We start from the raw sequence: 21,095 nt of genomic DNA, 5'->3' as shown, positions 1-21,095 counted from the left end.
GTGAGCAGCAGTGGCTAAAGGGTCTCAGGTATTACTTTCCGTAAACTTTTCAAAATACATCCGCACAGAGGTAAGTTGTTTTTCCAGATGCCATTTTTTTACAGACTCTACCATTGGCGGAGGCCCGCACATGTACAGGTCAAAGGGGGTATCTGAACGCTCGAAGGGGGCGAGGTGTTCAGGAATAAACCCTTTTTTACCCTGCCAATCGTCAGCGGCATTGCTGAGGACCGGTGTGAAATCGAAGCCTTGAATCGTTGATTTATACGCCTCGATACGCGGAATTTCGCACAGGTCCTGCTCTGTCCTGACCCCGTAGAAAAGATGAACCGGGAACCCGGCCCCACCTTTCTCTGCCAGCTGGTCAAGCATGCCAAGGAAGGCGGACAGTCCGGTTCCGCCTGCGACCATCAACACCGGACGGTCGATATGGCGCAGGTAGAAGGCCCCCAATGGCGCCTCCATCTTGATGATGTCGCCGACTTTGCACCGATCGCGCATGTAGTCGGTCATGACCCCGCTGGGCAGAAGCCGAACCAGAAATTCAAGCGTTCTACTTCCAGGTGCACAGGCAAACGAATAGGAGCGACTGTGACCGGTATCCGGCACTTGCAGGCGCGCATATTGGCCGGGCAGATAATTAAGTGGAGCACTTCCGGAGGCCAACTCGACCTTCAATATTGCGGTGCTATCAGACACCTGAATGACGTCAGTGACAGTCGTTATCACCTCCGAAGTTCCAGCACTTCCACATAGTGTTGAGTCGAAGTCGAAATAGAAGGACGCGTCTGACAACACCCTTGTTTGGCACGACAGAATCTTGCGATCCGCCAAATCCTGTTTGGAAAGGGCTTCTTCGTCTACGTAATCCTGAGTGTAACTTCCGGACTCACAACGGCCTTGGCAGGTCGCGCAAACCCCTTCGCGGCAGTCCAAGGGGATTTTGATCCCGCTCTTGAGTGCAGCATCTAACAAAATTTCGTTAGGCTGGACAGGACAAAACAGTGTTTTACCGTCAGCGAAGTTCAACGCAACCTTGTACATGATTTAACCTTTCTGGGACTTAGATATGGTAGAAATCCAACACTGAATTGATCTTGTCATTCAGCAGCACGCTGTGCTTTTTGGAGATCAGCCAGCTATCACCATGCGGTCGAAGTGTGTAGGTAGCGCGCCCGTAGAAGTGCTCAGATAGGGCTTGGCGGTAATACAAGGTCTGCCAGTTGACGTGCACTTCAAGATCGCCACCCTCCAACGGGTGAATCCGAACATTGTTTATTTGATGCAGGGTCCGCGGCAGGGGCGTCGCAGATGCCGCTTTTCCTGTACGAATTCGAAATACCCGGTCTTCCAGACCACCCCTGTTGGGATAGTAAATCAGTGACATCTCGCGCTTGGGATCGGTGGTGTAGACGTGCTCGGAATCCCATTGGGGCAGGTGAAACACGCTGTCTTCGCTAAAGAGTGCGAGGTAGCCGTCCCAATCCTGGTTATCGCAAAGTTCTGCTTTCCTGTAGAGGAATTGTTCTACTTGATACTGAAGTTCGACGTTCATTGCTTATACCTCCTTCAGTTTCAGCGCTTGGGCATCGGCGGCCTTGAGCGCGAGGCCATTGAGCAGAAACTTCTGCCAGTTGCCGTGTTGATTCACGTACAGGCCTTCGTGGGTAAATTCGGCCCCGATCATCGCGGGCGAAATGCCGATGGTTTCGGTGTTTTTCGTCGGCCCGGTTGTCCACTTGTCGCGGCCACGGGAGATGTCGCTCCAGCGTTCCAGGCGCGCCTGAAAACCACGCTGGGCTTCACGAAACTCGACGAGGTCGTCGGGCGTACCCATGCCGGACACGTTGAAGAAATCTTCGAACTGGCGGATCCGGTTTTCGCGGTCGGCATCGGACTCGCCTTTCACGCCAAGGCAAAAGCTGTTGATTTCGGTCTTGTTCCACGCAATCGGGCGGATGATCCGCAACTGTGAGCTGATCTGATCGAGGAAAAACATGCTCGGATAAACGTTCAGGTTGCGCAGGCGATGCATCATCCACTCAGCTTTGTCCTGGCCATATTCTTCCACCAGTCGCGGCATGATGGTTGCGTACCCTGGGCGAACTTCCGGGTTCGGCATGTCGCTGAACAAGACGCTGTGGCCGTTGTTGAACGCGAACCAGCCGTCGTCGGTTTCGGCATCCCCGGCGCCCAGCTTGCTGTAGTCAAGGAAGTCGCCGGCGTTATGTCCCTTGGAAGCGTTAACTTGCTGACGATGTTGCACGGTCGACACATAGTTATAGTGGACGGTGCTGACGTGATAGCCATCAAGGCCATTCTCGTTTTGCAGCTTCCAATTACCATCGTAGGTATAGGCGGATTTGCCCGGCAGTACTTCCAGTTCACCAGTGGGTGATTGGGCGACCATCATGTCGAAGAATACCTTTGCATCGCCCAGGTAATCTTCGAGTGAGTCAGTGCCGTTCACGTCAAGGCTCACGAAAACGAAACCTTTGTAACTTTCTATACGGGCTTTCTGCAATCCACGCGTGGCTTTGTCGAAGTCTTCCCCGTATTCAGTTGGCGCCTTGACTTTTACAAGGCGTCCGTCGCTCTTATAGCACCACGCATGGAAAGGACAGGTAAAAGTAGATTGATTGCCTTTGCCGACCCGAGTCAAGGTAGCGCCACGGTGTTGGCAGGCGTTAATTAAAGCGTTCAACTGGCCGTCGCCATCACGCGTAATAATAAGCGGCTGACGGCCTGCGTTCATGGTGACGAAGTCGTGTTTGTTCAGGATCTCGCTTTCATGGCAGGCATAGATCCAGTTTTTTTCGAAAATCAGTTCCATTTCCAGATCGAAAAGTTCTGGCTCCGTGAACATGTCACGGGCAATGCGATAGATGCCTTCCTCGCTTCGAAAGTCCAGGCAACTCTCGATATATTCTTTCCACTGGCTAATATCGCGCATACGGCTCATGGGTAGATCCTCAATCGTGCGGTTATGCAGGCTTCCTATTAGAGGCGGCAGCCGTCGATTGGTCTATCCGATTTATTTATGACTTAAAGCCGATTAATGAGATTAAAAAGTCGAAGCGGATAGCTGGATATGAATCATCATATTAATGAGAGCGATAATCGACGGATTGTTGGGGCATGCAATAGGGGTGTTACTGGTCGTGGGTAGAAAGGTGCCGATCCCTTACATCAGGTCGTCTTTCGGGTAACAAGTGGTGCAAGTTTCCCTGGTATCGCCCACGAAGAGTGCTTGTGCCGGTGCCAGAAATGGCAGGTATTACCTAATGATTTGAAACTATCCAATTAATCGGAGGGTATTATCCAAATTGCCAGGCTTCAATCGTTGATCAACTCTGTGGCATATTTCTTGCTATTAACATAGAAGGTACGCGCCAAAGAGCGCTTTGTCTTTCCTAACTGTGGTGCCTTGCTATGACCGAGCCGCATTTTGTTCCCCAGGGTGATATTCAGATCAACGGCTGTGATATGGAAGGCGCCCGAGCATGGATGGAGCGGGTGTGCGGTCCTCACAGTCTGCAGAGTGCACAACCTGGGCGGATTTCATTCCGTCACAGTGCCAGAGTGTTTCGCTCCTATGCCACGAAGTTAGGTACTTTGGAGTACGGGGCCGATGTTTGTATCGGCGTTGAGGGCTCTGAGCAGTTGGACAGCTACAGCCTTAGTCTGCCGCTTTCCGGCGAACAGGAACTGATTTACCTTGGGCGTCGTATCCCGTCCAACAGAATTATGGGGGTCATCGTTTCGCCTTTCCATAGCCAGGAACTTTCAATAGCGGGCGATTGCAAGAAGCTGTCGGTCGTAATCCCTAGAGTCACAATGAGACTTGCGCTCGAAGAAATCCTGAAGCGCCCCGTGGAAACCCCAATCAACTTCGATCCGCTGATGGACGGGCAATTAGGGGCGAGCGCTTCATGGTGGCGACTGGTCAATCATTTTGTTTCCGAGCGAGAGGTGGGGGGGGCGATTTTCGACCAGACGCTCTTTTCAAGAGACATCGAGGCCTCCCTTGTCAGGGGCTTGATATTGGCTCAGAAGAGTAATTACACCGACGAGATTCACCAGTGTCTGATCGGCAAGCTGCCCAGCTTTTTACTTAAAGCCAAAGACTTTATACATTCCAATGCCCGCGAAGATATTCGTCTCGAAGATATTGAGCATGCAGCCGGTGTTTCCAGATTTAAGCTTTTCGATGGGTTTCGTAAACATATGGGCATGTCGCCGATGGCGTATCTGAAGAAGTTACGCTTGTCTGAAGTGCGCAGGCAGTTGCTGGACGGTGGGCGGGGTACGAATATATCCACTGTCGCCACTGAATGGGGGTTTAACCATTTGGGCAGGTTTGCGAGCGAATACAAAAAATTATTTAATGAGATTCCAAGCGCTACGATACATCGTAATGATGGCGGTCGGGCGCATATGTGATGGGTGTATTGTAGAAACGCGGTATATTCACAACATTCTCAAATGGCTTGGTCGATTTTAATCCCAAGCCATTTTTATTGATCGAGTGAGTGGTGGAAATAGCCGGACTATCCAGTGCATGAATAATCCGGCTTGACAGGTGGGATCAACGGGTGCCGTAGATGAGTGTAACCACGTCTTTCGTTGTTTCGATATAGCCGTTAACGTCTTCGTCAGTCATGGGAAGCGTCAAGCCGACCTGACCGCGATGCACCGGGAAGTAACCGCGAGTGGCCATCTCCAGTGCATAGATACTCATGCTGTTGTCGTCAATCTTGTGCCAGTGATCGCGGTGCGTGGTGATCGCCTGACCTCTTTCACGAGTAAACGCAAAAGCGAATACGGAGAAGGCGCCGTAGATAATGAAAGGGTAGTTATGCTCTGCGGCCCAGCTGTTCAGTTCTGTTTTAATCTTCGCGTACATGTCGTTAAGCCTTTTATAGGCTTTTTCATCCATGGCCTTGAGACATGCAATACCGGCTACGCACGCCAGCGGGTGGCCATGGTGAGTCCCGGAGATCATCACCTGGTTATCTTCAAGTACACGGAACACCTTGCGGCTACCGCCGACTGCACCGATAGGCAGGCCCCCGCCGATCATCTTGCCCAGCACGGTCAAGTCAGGCTTGATCTCATATTCGCTTTGAAGTCCGTTGTAAGCCGCGCGTAGCGTGACCGTCTCATCGACGACCAGCAAAATGCCCAGTTCTTCAGTCAGCGCGCGAATTTTCTTAACGAACGTTTTGTCCAGCACTACGATGCCGCCAGCACAGGCCTGCAGTTCCATCATCACGCAGGCAATGTCTTCTGCGTTTCCGCGTAGAATTTTCTCGCAGGCTTCGTAGTTGTTTTGCACCAGAATGACGACGTTTTCGGTTTTGTAGCTTGGAATACCGTCGGAGTCTGGAAGGGCTTTGGGGTTGAAGTCCGGACCGGGAAAGTTGTCAGGGTTTGGATGAGCGGAAACCGCGAGGTCATCGGTAAAACCATGATAGCCGCCTTCGAACTTGGCGATCTTGGTTCGTCCGGTGTAACCCCGCGCTATCCGCACGGCACTGAGGCATGCCTCGCTCGCCGAGCAAGAGAACTTGACCTGTTCGATTGATTCAATGCGTTCGCAAATTAATTTAGCCAGTTCCAGTTCATGATCGGTCGGGTTGCCGAAGGAAAAACCATTCGGCAGCATGTCCGTGATTGCCTGAATGACAGCAGGATGATTATGTCCGAGTACGTTGGTAGAGAAATTATTATTGAGGTCGAGTAGGCGTTTTCCATCAATGGTATGAATATATTGAGCATCGCCCTTTTCTACAAAAATAGCATGTGGCCCAAAAGCAAAGGTGCGTCTGCTGAAACCGCCTGGAATATAATCCTTGCCCTTGGTTGTTTCGCGTTTGGACAAGTTAAAAGCTTCTGAAAAGTTATTCACGGATTGTTGATAATCAAGCTTCATGGCTATTTCCACGTAAAGAGCTAAAGAAGGTAGTTGGGGCGATTGGATTTAGCTGAACCAAGGTGTTCTCCCCCAACGCAAACCTTGGATTCAGCGATCTGAATGAACAGCAGAAGAAGTGCGGTTCAATGATTTCGAGTCAGGCCGAGGTCGGGATTTCATTCGCCGTGTAGTGGGCGGCCTTGCGTTTCCCGTTGATAATTCCAACCACAGCCGCAATCGGCACCAACCAGGGCAGAAAACCTACCAGCTCCGAGCTGGAACCGGTCAATTCATGGAAGTTAGTGAGTGCCAGTATTACCACGAAGATCAGGCCTGCGCCGCCCAACAGTGGCGCGATAAGGCCTTGCCACAGAAAGCCCTGCCTGGTCTTTTTAAAGTAGGCAATCACGGCGATCGCGCCCATCGATTGCAGCACCAGTATGGCGAGCGTACCGACAGCCACCATCCACATGTAAAGGTTGCCGATCGGATCAGCGCCAGTGAGCATAAATGCCGACAGTATGAGAAACGTAATGACGCTGAGCGCCAGGCTGGCGACGTGAGGACTGCTGTTTTTAGGGTGTACGCGGCTCAACGCATTAAAGAGGAAGTTCGAGCGGGCAAGGGAGAAGAGGTATCGACACAGGGCATTATGGAATGACAACAGCACGGCAAACAGGCTGGTAACCGCGAGGAACTGCATAATTTGGGTTGACCAGAGCCCGACAAATTTGGTGTTCATGTTGAACACGAAGTTAACCAGGTCGCCGGTTGCAGCGGCTTGTATATCGCTGCCCGAATAGGCGATGCCCAGGCACCATGTAGTGAGCGTATAAAACACGCCGATCAGCGCGATTGCAATGTAGGTGGCAAGCGGGATCGTGGTATGAGGGTTTTTCGCTTCTTCTCCGTAGAGGGTTGTTGATTCGAAACCCACGAAACAAGCGAAGGCAAACATCATTGCGACGCCAAGGCCCGGAGCGCTCAGGTCTTTGGGTATGAAATTGGCAAAGTTCATGGCTGCCGGGTCTGCTTGGATCAGTACCGCAATATCGAATATGACAAGAATCAACACTTCGAGGATCATCAAGACCCCGAGCACCTTCGCGGATATGTTCACGTCCAGGTAGCCAAATATACCGACGACGACAATCGCCAATAAGGCGCTTAGCTGCCAGGTGAACTCAATACCCGTATAGTTTTTAACAAGATCCGAGTTAAACGCGGAGAATGCGCCGTAAATACCGGCCAGCATGCAGATGTACGCAAGAATCGCGATGCCGGAGGCCGCATTACCCACGGTGCGGCCAATGCCCACTTTAACCAGCTCGGCAAATCCGCCGGCACTGACGACATAGCGACTCATGGCGGCAAATCCGATGGCAAATAGCATAAGGATCACCGACGCACACAGGTAAAGGCCTGGTGCGCTGCTCCCGCCTATGGCAAACACGGCTGGCGAGCCACCGAGTGTCGCGCCCAGTGGCGCGGCGGCGGCGACAACAAAAAATACAATGTCGGACACGCCCAGCGAGTTTGTTTTCAGGTTGTCTTTTTGATCACGGTTTTGCATCACATCCTCCACGCGGAATACCATTCTGCATTGCTGTGATCCGGCTAACTGTTACGCGGCCTATTACAGCAATGCGATTGTTTTATTCGGCAGTATTGAGTCGTGCACGGGCAGTGAACTGTTTTCGCCGCAGGGGCAAAGAACAAAATAGCCGGTGCATTTTTTGAATTGGCAAAAATTCTTGTTGTTATGTCGTTCGGCGCAATTTCAGGAGGAAGCTGGGGTGTCAGTCATTTGATTGCATCCCGGTTGAGTAGTGTATCAACGGGCAACAGGACAGTTGTCTTTATTTTTTTCATATTCGACACCTATTATTTTTAGCAGTCCGGATAAACGCTATTATTTTTCTCGTTCACGCAAAGGCATTTTTAAATCTTATCGCAGCCACGGTTTGGTGTGGCAGCAGCATGATAATGTGACCATCCGAAGGGGGATTCAATGCGCCAAAGCTGATTGATCAATCACGCTTTGTGATAGGTGCGGCTGGCATCTCCAGCGCGGTGGGGTGAGGGCGCAACCGACTACTGGGAAAAATTGATTTCAAACGTCTGCTCCGCACAATAGCGCAGCGCCCTGACACCGGGGCTTCGATTGCCCTGCAGGGTGGCCAGGGACATTGCGCTGAGCGATGCGTCTTCGATAGGAATGTATCGAATGCCGGGATGGTTGTAGGCTTTGGTTAACGACGACGGGAAGGTATCAAACGCTCCCCCGTAAGCGACTGCCGATATCACTTCAGGTATGGTTTTTACCATGGCGGCCACTTTACTCGGCTCATTCCTGACGTCTGCCAGGCTCCAGTACGAAATCAGGTCGGACGGTGCTCCTTCGGCCGGAATGGCAAAGGGTTTATCGAGCAGATCCGCTACGGTCAGTGCACCCAGCGATGCCAGTTCGTGGGTTGCGGGAACGACGGCAACCCTAGGCTCCTTGAACAGCTCGCAGTACTCCAGCCGCGCATCATGAGTCGGGATGCGCATCATCACCACATCGACAAGGCCGCCCACCAGGGATTGCACCTGGTTTGTCATTTGCAGCTCAATGAATACCAGTCGGATATCCGGGTTCAGCCGTTGAAAAAGGGCGAACATCGGATGGGTGTATTCCGCTGCCTGATCGCCGAACATGCCTACCTTCAGCACAGAGCGTTTGTTGTCGGAAAGCGCTTTGCATTCGACGATTGAATTGTGCATGTCGGCCAGGATCACGCGCGCCTTTTTAATGAATATTTCACCCGCTTCCGTCAGCGCGACTGTGCGATTGGCACGCACGAAAAGGCGAAAACCCAGTTCGCTTTCCAATTTGGCGATCTGCGCACTGAGGCCTGATTGCGCCATATTTTCAATTTCTGCGGCCTTCCCGAAATGAAGGGTTTCGGCCAGCCTCACGGCGAGCAGCAGTTTCTTGGTGTCCATGTTCGATAGGGCCGCATAAGAGAAGTTAAGGGGTTGCTAGCAATAATCGCACCTTGTCACGGACTGGAGCGCCGGCGAAGCCGGGATGCCTGGCGCAGTGGCTTTGCGGACGCTTTGGCAACCTATGCGGCCGCTGACAACATGTTACCGGAAAGATAAAGCGGGAAGGCCCGTAACAGATAATTAGATCATAAAGGGGGGAGCACCATGTTGGTGCTGGCGGTCACATCATGCTCTAAGTTGGAAAGCAGTATATGAGTCAATAGCGGATAGCCTGGAAGTTGGTTAATTTGTCCGAAAAATTGTGCTTTAAACCTTGGTGAGCGCTACGGTTTTTTATTTATGTTAACAAGATATCAGACACTGATTTCCAGGATGAAATTGACCAATAAAGTGGATAGATGAGTGTCGGCGGATTGTATAGTATTTCCGTGCACTACTGTGGCTTGCTACGTCTGCACGGCGGGGCCGCCGATAGAATTTTAATAATAATTAGTTGCTCGCATTAACTGCCCAAACGACTCCAACACTCCTTGGCGGTATTTAAATGCAGGGTTGATTCCCAGCCTGTTTAACGCACCGCTCAATTCTAATAAAATTGGAAATGCCTCCATGCGCCAATATCCCATGCTCCGCTTTTGCACACTCGCAGCACTTGTCGGCACTGCCACTCAGGCGGCGGCCTACGAATTGTATGCCCAGGACGATACCCATCTGAACGCCACCCTGGAGGCGGCGTTTGGTGCTTTCCACAGTCAGCAAAATTACGCACCTTCCGGTCGATTGCAGCCGGGGTCGTCCTCATGGCAGGAGGGTTACATCAAGTATGGCTTGAGCGGCGATCATGGGCTGGGTAGCGCCGGGACGGCCTATGGCGCTTTCTCACTGCTCAGTTCGGGGACTTGGGGCGACGGCGACGCGGCCGGTTTTACCGATGGCTCTGAACGCACGACCAAGATCGAGGATGCCTATCTGGGGTGGCGTTCGGGCAACCTGTTTGAAGCCCTTGGCAAGGACGGCATCGACCTGTCATTTGGCCGACAGAATATTGTGGTGGGTGACGGTTTCCTGATTCAGGGCGACGCCCTCAATTTGGGTCACGGCGCGGCCGACGGCCAATTCAACCGTGGCGGCGCTTACTACCTGGCGGCGCGTAAGGACTTTGACCAAACCGCCGTATTGCGGATCGGTGGTAAGGAAGGCTGGCGTGGCGATCTGATGTGGCTTAAGTCCGATAACCGTGCGCAGGCCGATACCCAGATGTACGTCGGTACGCTGGAACACGTGGCCGAGGCGGGAACAGTTGGCCTGACGTACATCAACACCACCGACATCCGTGAACAGTACGCCTCGCCGCTGCAACTCGAACGTGACGGCATGAAAACCTACAGCATTCGCGCAACAGGCAATGCGGGCGTGAAAAACCTGTTTTTGTCCGGCGAATACGCCAGGCAGAACAAGCCCAATGCGGCAAATGAGGACGCCTGGTACCTGGAAGCCGGGTGGACCTTTGCCGATGCGATGTGGACGCCGAGCGCCAGTTACCGCTACAGCCGCTTTTCAGAAGGCTATGACACGCTGTTTTACGGCATGAGCCGTGGTTATGGCACCTGGTTCCAGGGCGAAGTGGCGGGTAACTATGCCGGCCCCTTCAACAGTAATTCGCGTATCCAGAACGTCACGTTGAAGGTCTCGCCTTTGGAGAATCTGACCGTAGGCGCACTGTACTTCAACTACGACACCCTCGACCGGAAATTGGGCAATACCGATGGCCATGAAGTCGATCTGTATGCCGAATGGCACTTCAATGAACACCTGACTGTGATGCCGTTGATCGGTATCTACCAGCCAGACAAGAGCGCGGGGCAGGGGGGGACTCAATTGGGCAGCAACGACAACAACGTCTACAGCCAGTTAGTGTTTGCTACGACGTTTTGACCGTAGTTGGGTGGCTAGCGCCACCCTTTTTCGTTCCAACTTACTCCCACAAGGATGTACCCCATGCGCACGATTCCGTTGACCCTACCAAGCAAAATCACCCGTCTCGCGACTCTCTGTCTTGCCTTAGCGTTGCCGCCGACGCCGAATTGACCCAGGTGACAGTTTAAAACTGACCTCACCTCAAATGGCACCAATATGGAACGCGTTTAATTTTCGCGGTTCGATTATCGGGAACGGCAGCGCGTTGGTCACAGCGGCCAATTGCATGATCAATGCTGTCCCCATGACCGCGAGTAATGTGCAATCGGCGGCGCCAATCATTCTCGCCAGTCCAATCCACTGGCCACCGAGGGTCATGATTGCGGCGCCTGAAGATCGGCTCGAACAAGACGCTGATAGCTCGGGGAATGCGCGCATGATGTCATTGTTCGTAATCTGCTCCAGTCTGGACATCAACTCATTCGGTACCACCTTCAAGGACGCGATAGTTGATGTCTCACCAAACCAGGCTAGTTAAAACGCGAGACCGGCCGATATATGACATACCCAATAAGAAGTCAGTGGCCCAGGCCTGCTGATGGTCAACAAGCATGCTGTTCACTTGCGAGATACTCCAATGCTCGATTCGATCTCCATCCGCTTGAAAATCACCCTGCTTTCTGGCTTGTGCCTTCTCGGCGTGATAGGTCTGATCGTCAGCTTGAACCTCTACCAGGGCAACCAGAACATTCAGGTGATCAGTGCTTCCAGCAGCAAGATGTTGACCGATAGTGGCCAAAACCTGCTGCAGGCTAAGGCCGCCGAACAGGCGGGTAACCTGCAGAGGGTCTTCGGGGACAGTCTGCTGATCATCACCTCCCTCTCAGACCAGGCGACCAACCTGCGTAACATGGCCGCCCAGCGCGGGTTGCCGGCCTCAACATTACGTGAGGAACTTAACCAGAGTGTGAAGACAACATTCGATCGCAACCCGCAGATTCTGGGACTTTGGCTTGTGTTCGAACCGAATGCCTTGGAAGGTAAGGACAGCGAGTTTGTTAACGACACGCCGCGCGCATCCAACGAAAGTGGACGCTTTGCCAGCGCTTGGAACCGGGGTGCCGGCCAGTCGATGAACCTGGAGATTACCGAAAGCGATTTGCACAAGACCGAACTCAGCATCAGCGGTACCCCATACAACAGCTGGTACACCTGCCCGAGAGACAAGGGAATTACCTGCCTGACTGCGCCCTACGCAGACACCTTGGGCGGGCAAGCCCAAGTGATGACCTCACTGTCGGTCCCGTTGATTGCCGATGGCAAGGTGATCGGTGCTTTGGGCGTGGACCTCGCACTCGGCGCCCTGCAAGCGGCCGCAAGCGATGCCCAGCGTACGCTGTTCAACGGCTCGGGAAGCATGCTTATTGTGTCCGACAGCGGCGTACTCGCGGCCTATAGCAAGGATGCAGGCCAGGTCGCCAAACCGCTCAGCGTCACATTGGGCGAGGACGGCAAGGCGATACTCGCGGCATTGACGCAAAAAAAACCGCTGGTGCTGGCCCAGAATGATTTGATCCGCGCCGTCTACCCCGTCGCGCCTATCCCCGACGCGCCGGCTTGGGGGGTGGTCATTGATTTGCCCAAACAAGTCTTGCTGGCCGACTCGGTAGCGCTTCAGACCTTGCTTGACCAGACCCAAACACGCGACACCCTGAAGTCGCTGCTCGTGGCCATAGGCGCGGGTCTGCTGGGCCTGCTGCTCATCGGGTTCACCGCCTCCGGGGTGACGCGCCCGATCAACAGTGTCGCGCAGATGCTCAAGGCGATTGCCAGCGGCGACGGCGACCTGACCCAACGCCTGCACTACCGCAAGAAAGATGAATTGGGCGAACTGGTGAACGGGTTCAACCGTTTCCTCGACAAACTGCAGCCCACCGTCGCGCAAATCAAGCAGAGCATTACCGATGCGCGCGGTACCGCCGACCAGTCTTCGGAAATCGCGCGGCTGACCAGTGAAGGGATGCAGGTGCAATTTCGCGAGATCGACCAACTGGCAACCGCGTCCAACGAAATGAGCGCCACCGCCCATGAAGTCGCCCACAGCGCCTCGAATGCCGCCCAGGCCGCGCGCGGTGCCGACCAGGCGTCCAGGGAGGGCATCACCCTTATCGAGCGCAGTACCCAGGACATCAATGCGTTGGCCCGCGAGGTCAGCAAGGCCGTGACGGAAGTCGAAGCGCTGGCGGTCAACAGCGAGCAGATCGGTTCGGTGCTGGAAGTGATCCGCAGCATTGCCGAGCAAACCAATCTGCTGGCACTCAACGCCGCGATCGAAGCGGCGCGCGCCGGGGAAAGCGGCCGAGGTTTTGCGGTGGTGGCCGATGAAGTACGCAACCTGGCCAAGCGCACCCAGGATTCCGTCGAGGAAATCCGCATGGTCATCGAACGCATCCAAACCGGCACGCGGGGCGTGGTGGCGACCATGCATTCCAGCCAGACACTTGCCCAGGACAACGCCGGGCAGATCCATCAGGCCGTGCAGGCGCTTGGCAAGATCAGCGACGCGGTAACGGTGATCAGCGACATGAACCTGCAGATTGCAAGTGCGGCGGAGGAGCAAAGTGCGGTGGCCGAAGAGGTCAATCGCAACGTCTCGACCATCCGCGGTGTGACCGAGACCCTGACGGAACAGGCCGCCGAGTCGGCGCAGATCAGCAGTCAGCTCAACGCACGGGCCAATCAACAAATGAAGCTGATGGACCAGTTCCGCGTGTAACACGCGGCGGTATAGCGGCGCATGACGGGTGGGACGGTAACTAGGCAACAGCGCATGTACTACGCTGCGAAATGGCTGAAGTGGTAGCCCCCCCCATCGGGCCGCGACATCATCCTTCGCCGACGCTGCCTCCCGTCCGACTGGCTATGGGGGCGAAGAAAATGGCATAGTCCGGAATCACTCTTTCTTGGCCCTTGATACACCTCAAAAACAAGTCCAGAATTGAGTCTTTTCCTGCTCCGGCAAGAAAAGAAACCCCTTAGATTTCAACGAGTCGGACGCCAGATATGAGTCTCGTTTCCTACTCCATTCTCCTGATTTTCGTATATCTTCAATCTGTCGTCACTCGCCAAGCGTTTTGCCGTAGATGATCTAAATAGTCAGCCCATCGTTGAGCCGCTTCCCGGCGTTGCGCTAGCAGTTGCGCACGCGCATAAACAGCCCCTAGCGCACCTGGCATTCTGTGGGATAACGATAGTTCGAGCACAATTGGATCGATGCCCAAGTGCTCGTGTGCAATGGTTCTGTAGGTCGCGCGAAAGCCGTGAGCAGTGATGTTGTACTCCGGCCAAATACGCTGAAAGGACTTGAGCATGGAGGTCGGGTTTATGGGACGTCCCGGATAGACCGGCGAGACGAACACCCAGCCTTTGCCTTCCTCATCCACCACGCGGGTTTTATGTAGCTCGCGTAACAGAACCAAGGCTTGTTCAGGCAACGGCACGATGTGTTTGCTCTTGTCCAGATGCTTGGTCTTGCTCACCACATAACGCCAATCGGCGCCCACCAAGTCGACATCTTCCCAGCGCATCTGCACCAGTTCGCCTGGTCGGACCGGCAACATGACCAGCAGATGCATTGCTGTGGCTACGCTGCCCTCGTTGCAGTCATCAAGGCGTAGAAGAAACCTGCCCAGGTCGGATGGCCTTTCGATCGCCGGGTTGCTGGTCACGATGTGGCGAATCTTCAACTCCTCGATATTACTGAGCGCCACATTGCGCTCCACCCAGCCGCGACCTTCGGCAAAGCCCAGAACGGCACGTATGATGGTGCGCACGCGCCGGGCCATGGCCATGGTGCGCTGGCGGCGCAATTCAGTGATGATCGTAGTGATGTGCTCCAACTTGATCTCGCTGATCGGTTTTTTGCCAATGGCAGGCAAGATGTGGTTGTTCAGCGCTCCGGTAAAGCCCGAGATGGATTTGGTCACCAGTTCGGCAGACTTGAATGCCAACCATTGCTCGGCCACGTAAGCGAAGGTGCGCTCTTCATTGAGCAACTGTGCCTCAATCTTGGCGGTCTTGGCCTTGAGCGGAGCGGTGTGGTTAGCCACGTCGCGGCGTGCGCCGCGGGCAATGTCGCGCGCCTCCTTGAGGCTAATGTCGGGGTAAGCGCCGATGGAGAAGCGGTTTTCCTTCCCATGCAGCCGATACTTCAATCGCCAAACCTTGGAAGGGGATTTGCCGACCTTACTCGACGCCCTCACTTCCAAGTAGAGGCCAGGAACTTCGCCATCGGCGTGTTTGCCAGGTTCGGTCAGTGATCGGATCAAGGCATCGCTGAGTTTTCGTTTGAAAACAACCGGATTATTTGGGGGCATCGGTGGGGGCATCCTTTTTAAGGAACCGAAATTTGCCCCCAATTATGCCCCCATGAGTCGTGGAATCCATTGGATTTAGACAGACGGCTATGGACTTAAAAAGCCAATAACTTGTTGTTATTAAAAGGTTTAATGGAATTTAGTGGAGTTCCGTTACAGGCTATCGGGGTCCCCAAAAAACATCTGAATCCGCGACCGCAACCACCGCTCTCCCGGATCATTGTCCTGAGACCCCCGCCAAGCCATATGCAACTCGAACGAGCGCACCGGTAACGGTGGTTCTTCCGCGCGCAAACCACCTGCGGCCGTCAGTGCTTCGGCGGCATAGTCGGGGACGATGGCGACGATGTCGGTGCCGGAAAGCAGGGTGCCCAGCCCGTTGAACTGCGGCACGGCCAGTACCACATGGCGCTTGCGATTGAGCTTCTCCAGCTCTTCATCGATAAACCCGCTCAAGTCGCCGGCGAACGACACCAGTGCGTGGGGGCGGGCGCAGAAGTCGTCGAGGCTCAGGGCGCCCGGCACGCTGTCGGCGCGCAGCAGTTTCGGCAGGCTGCGGCGCAGTACTTTGCGTTTGGCGTTGGCCGGCAGGTCGGCGGTGTAGCTGACGCCGATGGAGATTTCACCGGAGGCCAGCAGGCCGGGCATCAGGATGTAGTTGACGCGGCGCACCACCAGCACGATGCCGGGGGCTTCGGCGCGCAGGCGTTTGAGCAGTTGGGGCAGCAGGGCGAATTCGACATCGTCTGACAGGCCGATGCGGAATACCGCAGTACTGGTGGCAGGGTCGAACTCAGCGGCGCGGCTGACGGCGGTGGAAATCGAGTCCAGGGCCGGCGAGAGCAGGGCGAAGATTTCCACGGCGCGGGCCGACGGCTCCATGCTGCGCCCGGTGCGCACGAACAGCGGGTCGTCGAACAGCCCTCGCAGGCGCGACAACGCCGCGCTGATGGCCGGTTGGCCGAGGAACAATTTCTCGGCAGCACGGGTCACACTGCGCTCATGCATCAAGGTTTCGAATACGATCAAGAGGTTAAGGTCGACACGACGCAGGTCGTTACGGTTCATCTTGTGTCCTGGAAGAGTCTGCAAACTTGACGAGAGCAGTCACATAAGAGCCCTTGGGTTCCATTTAGAAGCGTGACCGGCATGAATCTTACGGGGAAAGGCTGGTACTCTGCACCGGCTAATTGAGTTTTCCTACGATGTTTGAGGTCTATTCCTCAGTAGTGGAATCAATGACAGGCATGTCGACTATTAATGGCGACCGATGGCCTTACCTGCAAAGCCCAGATAAAGTTCATGGCATTAGAGGTTACTTTGACGAGGTTTGCGATGTCCCGCACGATCCGTTTTCACAAGTTTGGTCCGGCCGAGGTGCTCAAATGCGAAGAGCATGCGGCCGCGCAGCCCGCACCGGGCGAAGTGCAGGTGCGTGTCGAGGCCATTGGCATCAGCTGGTATGACATTTTGTGGCGCCAGAATCTGGCGTCTTCCCACGCACGTCTTCCATCCGGCCTTGGCCATGAGATGGCTGGTGTAGTTGTCGCGCTGGGCGACGGCGTGGATGATTTGGCAGTGGGCGATAAAGTGGCCAGTTTTCCGGCCGAGAGCCCCAATGATTACCCGGTGTATGGCGAACAGATCGTCCTGCCCCGTTCGGCCCTGACCCGCTACCCGGACGTCTTGAGCCCCATCGAAGCCAGCGTGCACTACACGCCGCTGCTGATTGCCTACTTTGCGTATGTGGACCTGGCCCGGGTCAAGCCCGGGCAGTTTGCCCTGGTGACCGACGCCAGTCACTGCGCCGGCCCGTCGTTTGTGCAGTTGGGCAAGGCCCTGGGTGTGCGAGTGATTGCCGCCACCAAGGACGGTGCAGAGCGCGAATACCTGCTGTCCCTCGGGGCAGAGAAGGTGATCGTTACCGAAGAACAGGACCTGCTGATGCAAATCAACAAGTTCACCGACAACCGTGGCGTTGACGTGGTGTTCGATGGTTTGGGCGGCCCGCAGATGTCGTTGCTCGGTGATGTGCTGGCGCCCCGTGGCAGCCTGGTGCTGTATGGCTTGCAAGGCGGTAACCAGACACCGTTCCCGGCGTGTGCGGCGTTTCAGAAGAACATTCAGTTCTTTGTGCACTGCATTGGTAACTTCACCGGCAAACCGGAGCTGGGCATCATCCAGGATCAGGTGGCCTTGCAGCGTGCGTTGCGTGATATCAACCAACTGACCGCTGATCGTGTACTCGTTCCCCTGAAAACCACGGTGTTTCCGTTCAATCAGTTTGTCGAAGCTCACCGTTATATGGACGAATGCCCTTGCCGCGAGCGGGTTGCGTTGCAGGTTGCGGCTGTTTGAGCTGTAGGAGTATTCGTAAATGAATACTCCAGGTCCCGAGTGAATGGGGCAAATGCGCCATTTGACAGGGCTTAACCCGCCCGCCCCAGAACGTGCCTGAATGGCACTTGCGCCCCCAAATCCGGCCTTTTCTCCCTGACGCCGCGCTGAATACCAGCGCGGCGTCGTCGTATCTGCGCTATTTGCGCGGTATCAGCCGTTGATCTGAACTGGTTTTCGGCCGGCTTCTGTATCTATTAATCATTATTCCAGCACTGATAATTGCCCCTTCACTTTCATCTCAAGGATTGAGCAATGATTGAATCTCTGACGCGGCGGCACATAGTTATTCGAACTAGCGATGCGGTCCACCTGCGGGCTCAGGAGGGCAGGTGCTTTCATAAAACGTACCTGCGCAGCAAATGGAAAAGTTGTTTGAGTCTATTTGTCGGACACTTCTTTAATAGGCCGATTAAAAGGCCGTAGGAACTTGTCGGAAGAGTCCTAGGGTGCGCGTTTCAAATGGATTATCCAATGTTTTCATTGGGTTGCGTGCTTGTTTAGGGTGAGGGTGTTCTTCCGGTAGATCCATGTCGTGTTGTTGCGCGGTGCTAGTGTTTAATCATCGACGCACACTGCGATGCGCGATTTTCCTACACGCAAAATAGGTCAAGCAAACACTGTCAGCAGTTGCTTGAAACTGATATTTCAACTCGGGTAGTAGAACTATGAGCACTATTCACGAACAGGCTATGAATCATGTCTACCAGCAAGTTCTGCAGCGCTTGATCGGGCACTTTAATCGTGCCGGACGTACAGCCCTCCAGTTGCTGGTCCAGCGAATTGTTGTCGCCGCGGGCGGAATGGAGCAGGTGGGGGATTTCAAGGTGCTGGTGGCCCACGGTGGCGGTGAAGTCAGCAGCTATACCCTGGCGCTGCTGCGGGCGGCTCAACTGACCATTGCCGGTCGAGCGCCGCGCACCTTTAACCTGAGGGTCGCGACGTTACGGCATGCAGGCATGACCGAGGGCCAGTTCGACACGCTCAATCGTGGCTACGGCAGGCTGTTTCTGCACGACGACCCGCGCGTCGAATTGCTGATGGTGGAAAATCACGAAGTACAACCCTTCAATCACCTGCGCCCGGCCTCGGCGGTGGGGCGAGAGATCAGCCAGCGCAATAGGGTGATGGTAGGCCACCAGAGCGCCGGGGACTGCCGCGCCACGCTGTGCAACGACACCTACCTGGCGGTCGGGGATTTTTACCAGCGCGTCACCACCTGCAACGGCGGCGTCCATGCGTTGGTCAGCGGTGATTCCCCGCGCAAGCAAAGTCAGTTTCTTGCCTGGCTCAAGAAAACCGCCCAGAGCGTCGGCATCCGTGTGCCCAAGGGCCATCCGCTGTCGCTCAACGCGTTGTTCTCGCGCCTGGACGAGTTGAGCACGGGTTACTACCGTGATGTGTTCGGTGAGCACTATGCGGCCAGCGATAATCCCAGCCAGGTGGGGCATCGTCACTTGGCCTACATCGGCATTGCCGACCTGCTGGAAGATGTCGACCTGGCGTCGACCTCCTTGCTGACCGAGTTCATGGCCTACAAGCCCGATCCACTGGGCTTTCACTTCAGCCAACCGACCTATTCCAATCCGCTGCTGATGGCTCATTTGCGTGGCCTGCAGGCCGAATGCCTGCGTGAGCTGGATTATGAAGATGGCGTCGACGGTTTTACCCAGCAGGCCGATGGGTACCTGCGGCGCCTGCACATGCCTGAGGATTTGCTTATCCAGGCCGGGACCCGCGAAGGGCGTATGCTCGCCAGTACTTACGCCCAGCAGTTTTTCGGCCTGGATGAAACCCAACTGGTCTGCCTGTTGTTCTCGCCATTTCTGCATCACGGTGAGCGGCTGGAAAGCTATTTGCGCCAGTGTCATCCGGGCATGCTGGTGGCGTTGCCTGAGTTGCACAAAGTCCTGCAAGGCAGCGCCTGTGCCGAGATGCTGCAGCAGTGGATAACGGACACCAGCGGCCTGCCGCTGCCCTTGTTACAGCACCTGTATCGCAAGCGGCCGCCGGTCAGGGCGAACGGCGGGCGTCACGTCAGTGCGGCCCAGGGCGCCGCTCAGGCCGTGCCATTGTTCGGGCGATGACACTGCGCGGCGAGCGTCAGGCGGATTTCGCGTATCAGGCGGTCTATCGCTACATGATCAGTCTGATCAACGAAGTCAGTACCGACACCCGGGTAAAACTGCCGTCATTGCGGCAGTTGGCGGGGCGCCTGAACGTGTCGATTTCGACCATCCAATATGCCTACGCGCTGCTGGAGAAGGAGGGCAGGGTCTATTCGGTGGCCAAATCCGGTTATTACGCCTGGCCGATGTCGGCCAATCCGCTGGCGTGGGCCGGAGGGGATCTGCTTGACCGCCTCTACGCGGCGGCCCGGCGCCCCGGCATGGTGGTGCTCAGCGGTGATGAGCCGGCATTGCCGGGCGCGTTGGACGCAACGCTGCTGCGACTGGAGCGGGAGTTGGTGCGCCAGTACCCGTCGTATCTGCAGCCCTGGTCCCAGCCCTGCGGGGTGTGGGAGCTGCGCGCAGCGCTGGCCGCACGCTATACCTCGTCACCCACGCGCTGCTGGCATGCCGACGACGTGTATATCGGTGCCGACCTGCGTGGCGTGCTGGACATTCTGATCGAGGTGCTGGGCCTGCGCGGCACCACCGTGATTGTCGAGTCGCCCTGCGATTGGCTGATCCTGCGTCTGTTGCAGGACGCCGGGGTGCGCGTCGTCGAGCTGCCTTGGACGCCGGAGGGTAGCCTGGATCTAGCGGCGCTGGGCAGGCTGTTGCGCGATGAATCGGTGCAACTGGTGTTGCTCTCGTCGAAGGTAAGCCTGCCATCGGGGATGGCCATGTCAATCGACGAACGTGTGGAGGTAGCCAGTCTGCTGGGCCAGCACGGTTGCTGGCTGGTTGAAAACGACACGTTTGGTGAGCTGGGTTTCGACGCCACGCACACTCCGTTGCGCGAACTGGTGAACCCTGAGCGGCTGATTGTGTTTTCCTCCTTCGAGAAAATACTCGGCTCGGAAGCCCCCTACGGGTATCTGCTGTCCCGGCGTATGAGCAACGAATTGCAGCGCCAGTTCCTGCTGCGCTCATTCCGCTTATCGTCGATCCGCCAGCGCGCAATCGCCCGTTTGTACCAAAGCGGGCGGATTGACCTGCACCTGGGCTCGCTGCGCCAACGCTTGAGCGAGCAGGCGGCGCACATGAGTCAGCGCCTGGAACAGCATTTGGGCGACCAGGTGACCTATCGGATGCCGACCGCCGGCGCCGCGTTCTGGCTGGCCTCCACCCTTACGGTGGATATGCGCCAGGCCTTTCAGCGTCTGCTCGCACGACAGGTGGTGATCGCCCCCGGCGAGCTGTTCAGCGTCAGTGGCCTGCACCAGCAGAACCTGCGCTTGAGTCACACCTTCCACGGGCAACCCAATCTGGATATTGCCCTGGAAGCATTGAGTGATGCGTTGCGACAGGCGCAGACTGGGTGAAGTTTCT

15 protein-coding genes and 1 pseudogene are annotated in these 21,095 nt (G+C 55.5%); 7 read left to right on the top strand and 9 right to left on the bottom strand.

Annotation, left to right across the window (positions count from 1 at the left end; translation table 11 throughout):
- Positions 1-24 precede the first annotated feature (24 nt).
- Genes antC through antA form a run of 3 tightly spaced genes read right to left on the bottom strand, consistent with a single transcriptional unit; the run spans position 25 to position 2,962 of the window.
- The gene (gene antC / locus AD670_RS19685; protein WP_053136067.1) at positions 25-1,047 is read right to left on the bottom strand and encodes an anthranilate 1,2-dioxygenase electron transfer component AntC; all 1,023 of its coding nucleotides are present in this window, start codon (positions 1,045-1,047) and stop codon (positions 25-27) included.
- Positions 1,048-1,063: 16 nt separating this feature from the next.
- Positions 1,064-1,555, bottom strand: coding sequence for an anthranilate 1,2-dioxygenase small subunit (gene antB / locus AD670_RS19680; protein WP_053136063.1), 492 nt, complete (start codon positions 1,553-1,555; stop codon positions 1,064-1,066).
- A 3-nt stretch (positions 1,556-1,558) separates the two neighbouring features.
- Positions 1,559-2,962, bottom strand: coding sequence for an anthranilate 1,2-dioxygenase large subunit (gene antA / locus AD670_RS19675; RefSeq protein ID WP_053136060.1), 1,404 nt, complete (start codon positions 2,960-2,962; stop codon positions 1,559-1,561).
- A 470-nt stretch (positions 2,963-3,432) separates the two neighbouring features.
- On the opposite strand from antA, the gene AD670_RS19670 reads away from it, so the two are divergent.
- Positions 3,433-4,443, top strand: a complete 1,011-nt coding sequence (locus tag AD670_RS19670; protein WP_053136058.1) for an AraC family transcriptional regulator — start codon at positions 3,433-3,435, stop codon at positions 4,441-4,443.
- A 145-nt stretch (positions 4,444-4,588) separates the two neighbouring features.
- On the opposite strand, the gene AD670_RS19665 is transcribed toward AD670_RS19670, so the two are convergent.
- The 3 genes from AD670_RS19665 to AD670_RS19655 form a co-directional block, all read right to left on the bottom strand.
- Positions 4,589-5,935, bottom strand: a complete 1,347-nt coding sequence (locus tag AD670_RS19665) for an aspartate aminotransferase family protein (protein WP_053136055.1) — start codon at positions 5,933-5,935, stop codon at positions 4,589-4,591.
- 139 nt (positions 5,936-6,074) lie between these two features.
- The gene (locus tag AD670_RS19660) at positions 6,075-7,490 is read right to left on the bottom strand and encodes an APC family permease (protein ID WP_082341002.1); all 1,416 of its coding nucleotides are present in this window, start codon (positions 7,488-7,490) and stop codon (positions 6,075-6,077) included.
- A gap of 521 nt (positions 7,491-8,011) precedes the next feature.
- Positions 8,012-8,905, bottom strand: coding sequence for a LysR family transcriptional regulator (locus tag AD670_RS19655; protein WP_053136052.1), 894 nt, complete (start codon positions 8,903-8,905; stop codon positions 8,012-8,014).
- Positions 8,906-9,517: 612 nt separating this feature from the next.
- Here AD670_RS19655 and AD670_RS19650 point away from each other — a divergent pair.
- On the top strand, positions 9,518-10,843 hold the full coding sequence (locus AD670_RS19650; RefSeq protein ID WP_053136048.1) for a hypothetical protein: 1,326 nt from the start codon (positions 9,518-9,520) through the stop codon (positions 10,841-10,843).
- Between the two features lie 183 nt (positions 10,844-11,026).
- On the opposite strand, the gene AD670_RS31700 is transcribed toward AD670_RS19650, so the two are convergent.
- Positions 11,027-11,299, bottom strand: a complete 273-nt coding sequence (locus tag AD670_RS31700; RefSeq protein WP_053136045.1) for a hypothetical protein — start codon at positions 11,297-11,299, stop codon at positions 11,027-11,029.
- A gap of 124 nt (positions 11,300-11,423) precedes the next feature.
- On the opposite strand from AD670_RS31700, the pseudogene AD670_RS32315 reads away from it, so the two are divergent.
- Positions 11,424-12,743, top strand: a pseudogene (locus AD670_RS32315) (HAMP domain-containing protein); the annotation flags it as partial.
- Between the two features lie 102 nt (positions 12,744-12,845).
- Positions 12,846-13,601, top strand: a complete 756-nt coding sequence (locus tag AD670_RS32310; RefSeq protein ID WP_371263191.1) for a methyl-accepting chemotaxis protein — start codon at positions 12,846-12,848, stop codon at positions 13,599-13,601.
- Positions 13,602-13,932: 331 nt separating this feature from the next.
- Here the strand turns inward: AD670_RS32310 and AD670_RS19635 are convergent, their stop codons facing one another.
- Together AD670_RS19635 and AD670_RS19630 are read right to left on the bottom strand one after the other, a co-directional pair.
- Positions 13,933-15,201, bottom strand: coding sequence for an integrase arm-type DNA-binding domain-containing protein (locus AD670_RS19635; RefSeq protein WP_053136039.1), 1,269 nt, complete (start codon positions 15,199-15,201; stop codon positions 13,933-13,935).
- 153 nt (positions 15,202-15,354) lie between these two features.
- Positions 15,355-16,269, bottom strand: coding sequence for a LysR substrate-binding domain-containing protein (locus tag AD670_RS19630; protein WP_053136036.1), 915 nt, complete (start codon positions 16,267-16,269; stop codon positions 15,355-15,357).
- Between the two features lie 267 nt (positions 16,270-16,536).
- On the opposite strand from AD670_RS19630, the gene AD670_RS19625 reads away from it, so the two are divergent.
- The 3 genes from AD670_RS19625 to AD670_RS19615 all read left to right on the top strand — a co-directional run bounded on the left by AD670_RS19625 (position 16,537) and on the right by AD670_RS19615 (position 21,088).
- On the top strand, positions 16,537-17,559 hold the full coding sequence (locus AD670_RS19625) for a zinc-dependent alcohol dehydrogenase family protein (RefSeq protein WP_053136032.1): 1,023 nt from the start codon (positions 16,537-16,539) through the stop codon (positions 17,557-17,559).
- A gap of 707 nt (positions 17,560-18,266) precedes the next feature.
- The gene (locus tag AD670_RS19620; RefSeq protein ID WP_053136029.1) at positions 18,267-19,685 is read left to right on the top strand and encodes a hypothetical protein; all 1,419 of its coding nucleotides are present in this window, start codon (positions 18,267-18,269) and stop codon (positions 19,683-19,685) included.
- A complete protein-coding gene (locus AD670_RS19615) occupies positions 19,682-21,088 on the top strand; it encodes a PLP-dependent aminotransferase family protein (RefSeq protein ID WP_053136026.1) in 1,407 nt (468 codons plus the stop codon). Before AD670_RS19620 ends, AD670_RS19615 begins: the two co-directional genes overlap by 4 nt.
- Positions 21,089-21,095 lie beyond the last annotated feature (7 nt).

It is taken from the genome of Pseudomonas sp. MIACH, assembly GCF_001269925.1.
In the GTDB taxonomy this organism is placed as follows: Bacteria; Pseudomonadota; Gammaproteobacteria; order Pseudomonadales; family Pseudomonadaceae; genus Aquipseudomonas.
The sequence above is the reverse complement of the archived record's forward strand: the minus strand, read 5'-3'. Positions and strand labels throughout refer to the sequence as shown.

Excerpts from the sequence above, each read along its gene's own strand:
- AD670_RS31700 (WP_053136045.1), bottom strand. The coding sequence starts at position 11,299 with ATGTCCAGACTGGAGCAGATTACGAACAATGACATCATGCGCGCATTC.
- AD670_RS19630 (WP_053136036.1), bottom strand. The coding sequence starts at position 16,269 with ATGAACCGTAACGACCTGCGTCGTGTCGACCTTAACCTCTTGATCGTA.
- AD670_RS19665 (WP_053136055.1), bottom strand. The coding sequence starts at position 5,935 with ATGAAGCTTGATTATCAACAATCCGTGAATAACTTTTCAGAAGCTTTT.
- AD670_RS19625 (WP_053136032.1), top strand. The coding sequence starts at position 16,537 with ATGTCCCGCACGATCCGTTTTCACAAGTTTGGTCCGGCCGAGGTGCTC.
- AD670_RS19615 (WP_053136026.1), top strand. The coding sequence starts at position 19,682 with ATGACACTGCGCGGCGAGCGTCAGGCGGATTTCGCGTATCAGGCGGTC.
- AD670_RS32310 (WP_371263191.1), top strand. The coding sequence starts at position 12,846 with ATGCAGGTGCAATTTCGCGAGATCGACCAACTGGCAACCGCGTCCAAC.
- AD670_RS19650 (WP_053136048.1), top strand. The coding sequence starts at position 9,518 with ATGCGCCAATATCCCATGCTCCGCTTTTGCACACTCGCAGCACTTGTC.
- AD670_RS19660 (WP_082341002.1), bottom strand. The coding sequence starts at position 7,490 with ATGCAAAACCGTGATCAAAAAGACAACCTGAAAACAAACTCGCTGGGC.
- AD670_RS19655 (WP_053136052.1), bottom strand. The coding sequence starts at position 8,905 with ATGGACACCAAGAAACTGCTGCTCGCCGTGAGGCTGGCCGAAACCCTT.
- AD670_RS19635 (WP_053136039.1), bottom strand. The coding sequence starts at position 15,201 with ATGCCCCCAAATAATCCGGTTGTTTTCAAACGAAAACTCAGCGATGCC.
- AD670_RS19620 (WP_053136029.1), top strand. The coding sequence starts at position 18,267 with ATGAGCACTATTCACGAACAGGCTATGAATCATGTCTACCAGCAAGTT.
- antB (WP_053136063.1), bottom strand. The coding sequence starts at position 1,555 with ATGAACGTCGAACTTCAGTATCAAGTAGAACAATTCCTCTACAGGAAA.
- antA (WP_053136060.1), bottom strand. The coding sequence starts at position 2,962 with ATGAGCCGTATGCGCGATATTAGCCAGTGGAAAGAATATATCGAGAGT.
- AD670_RS19670 (WP_053136058.1), top strand. The coding sequence starts at position 3,433 with ATGACCGAGCCGCATTTTGTTCCCCAGGGTGATATTCAGATCAACGGC.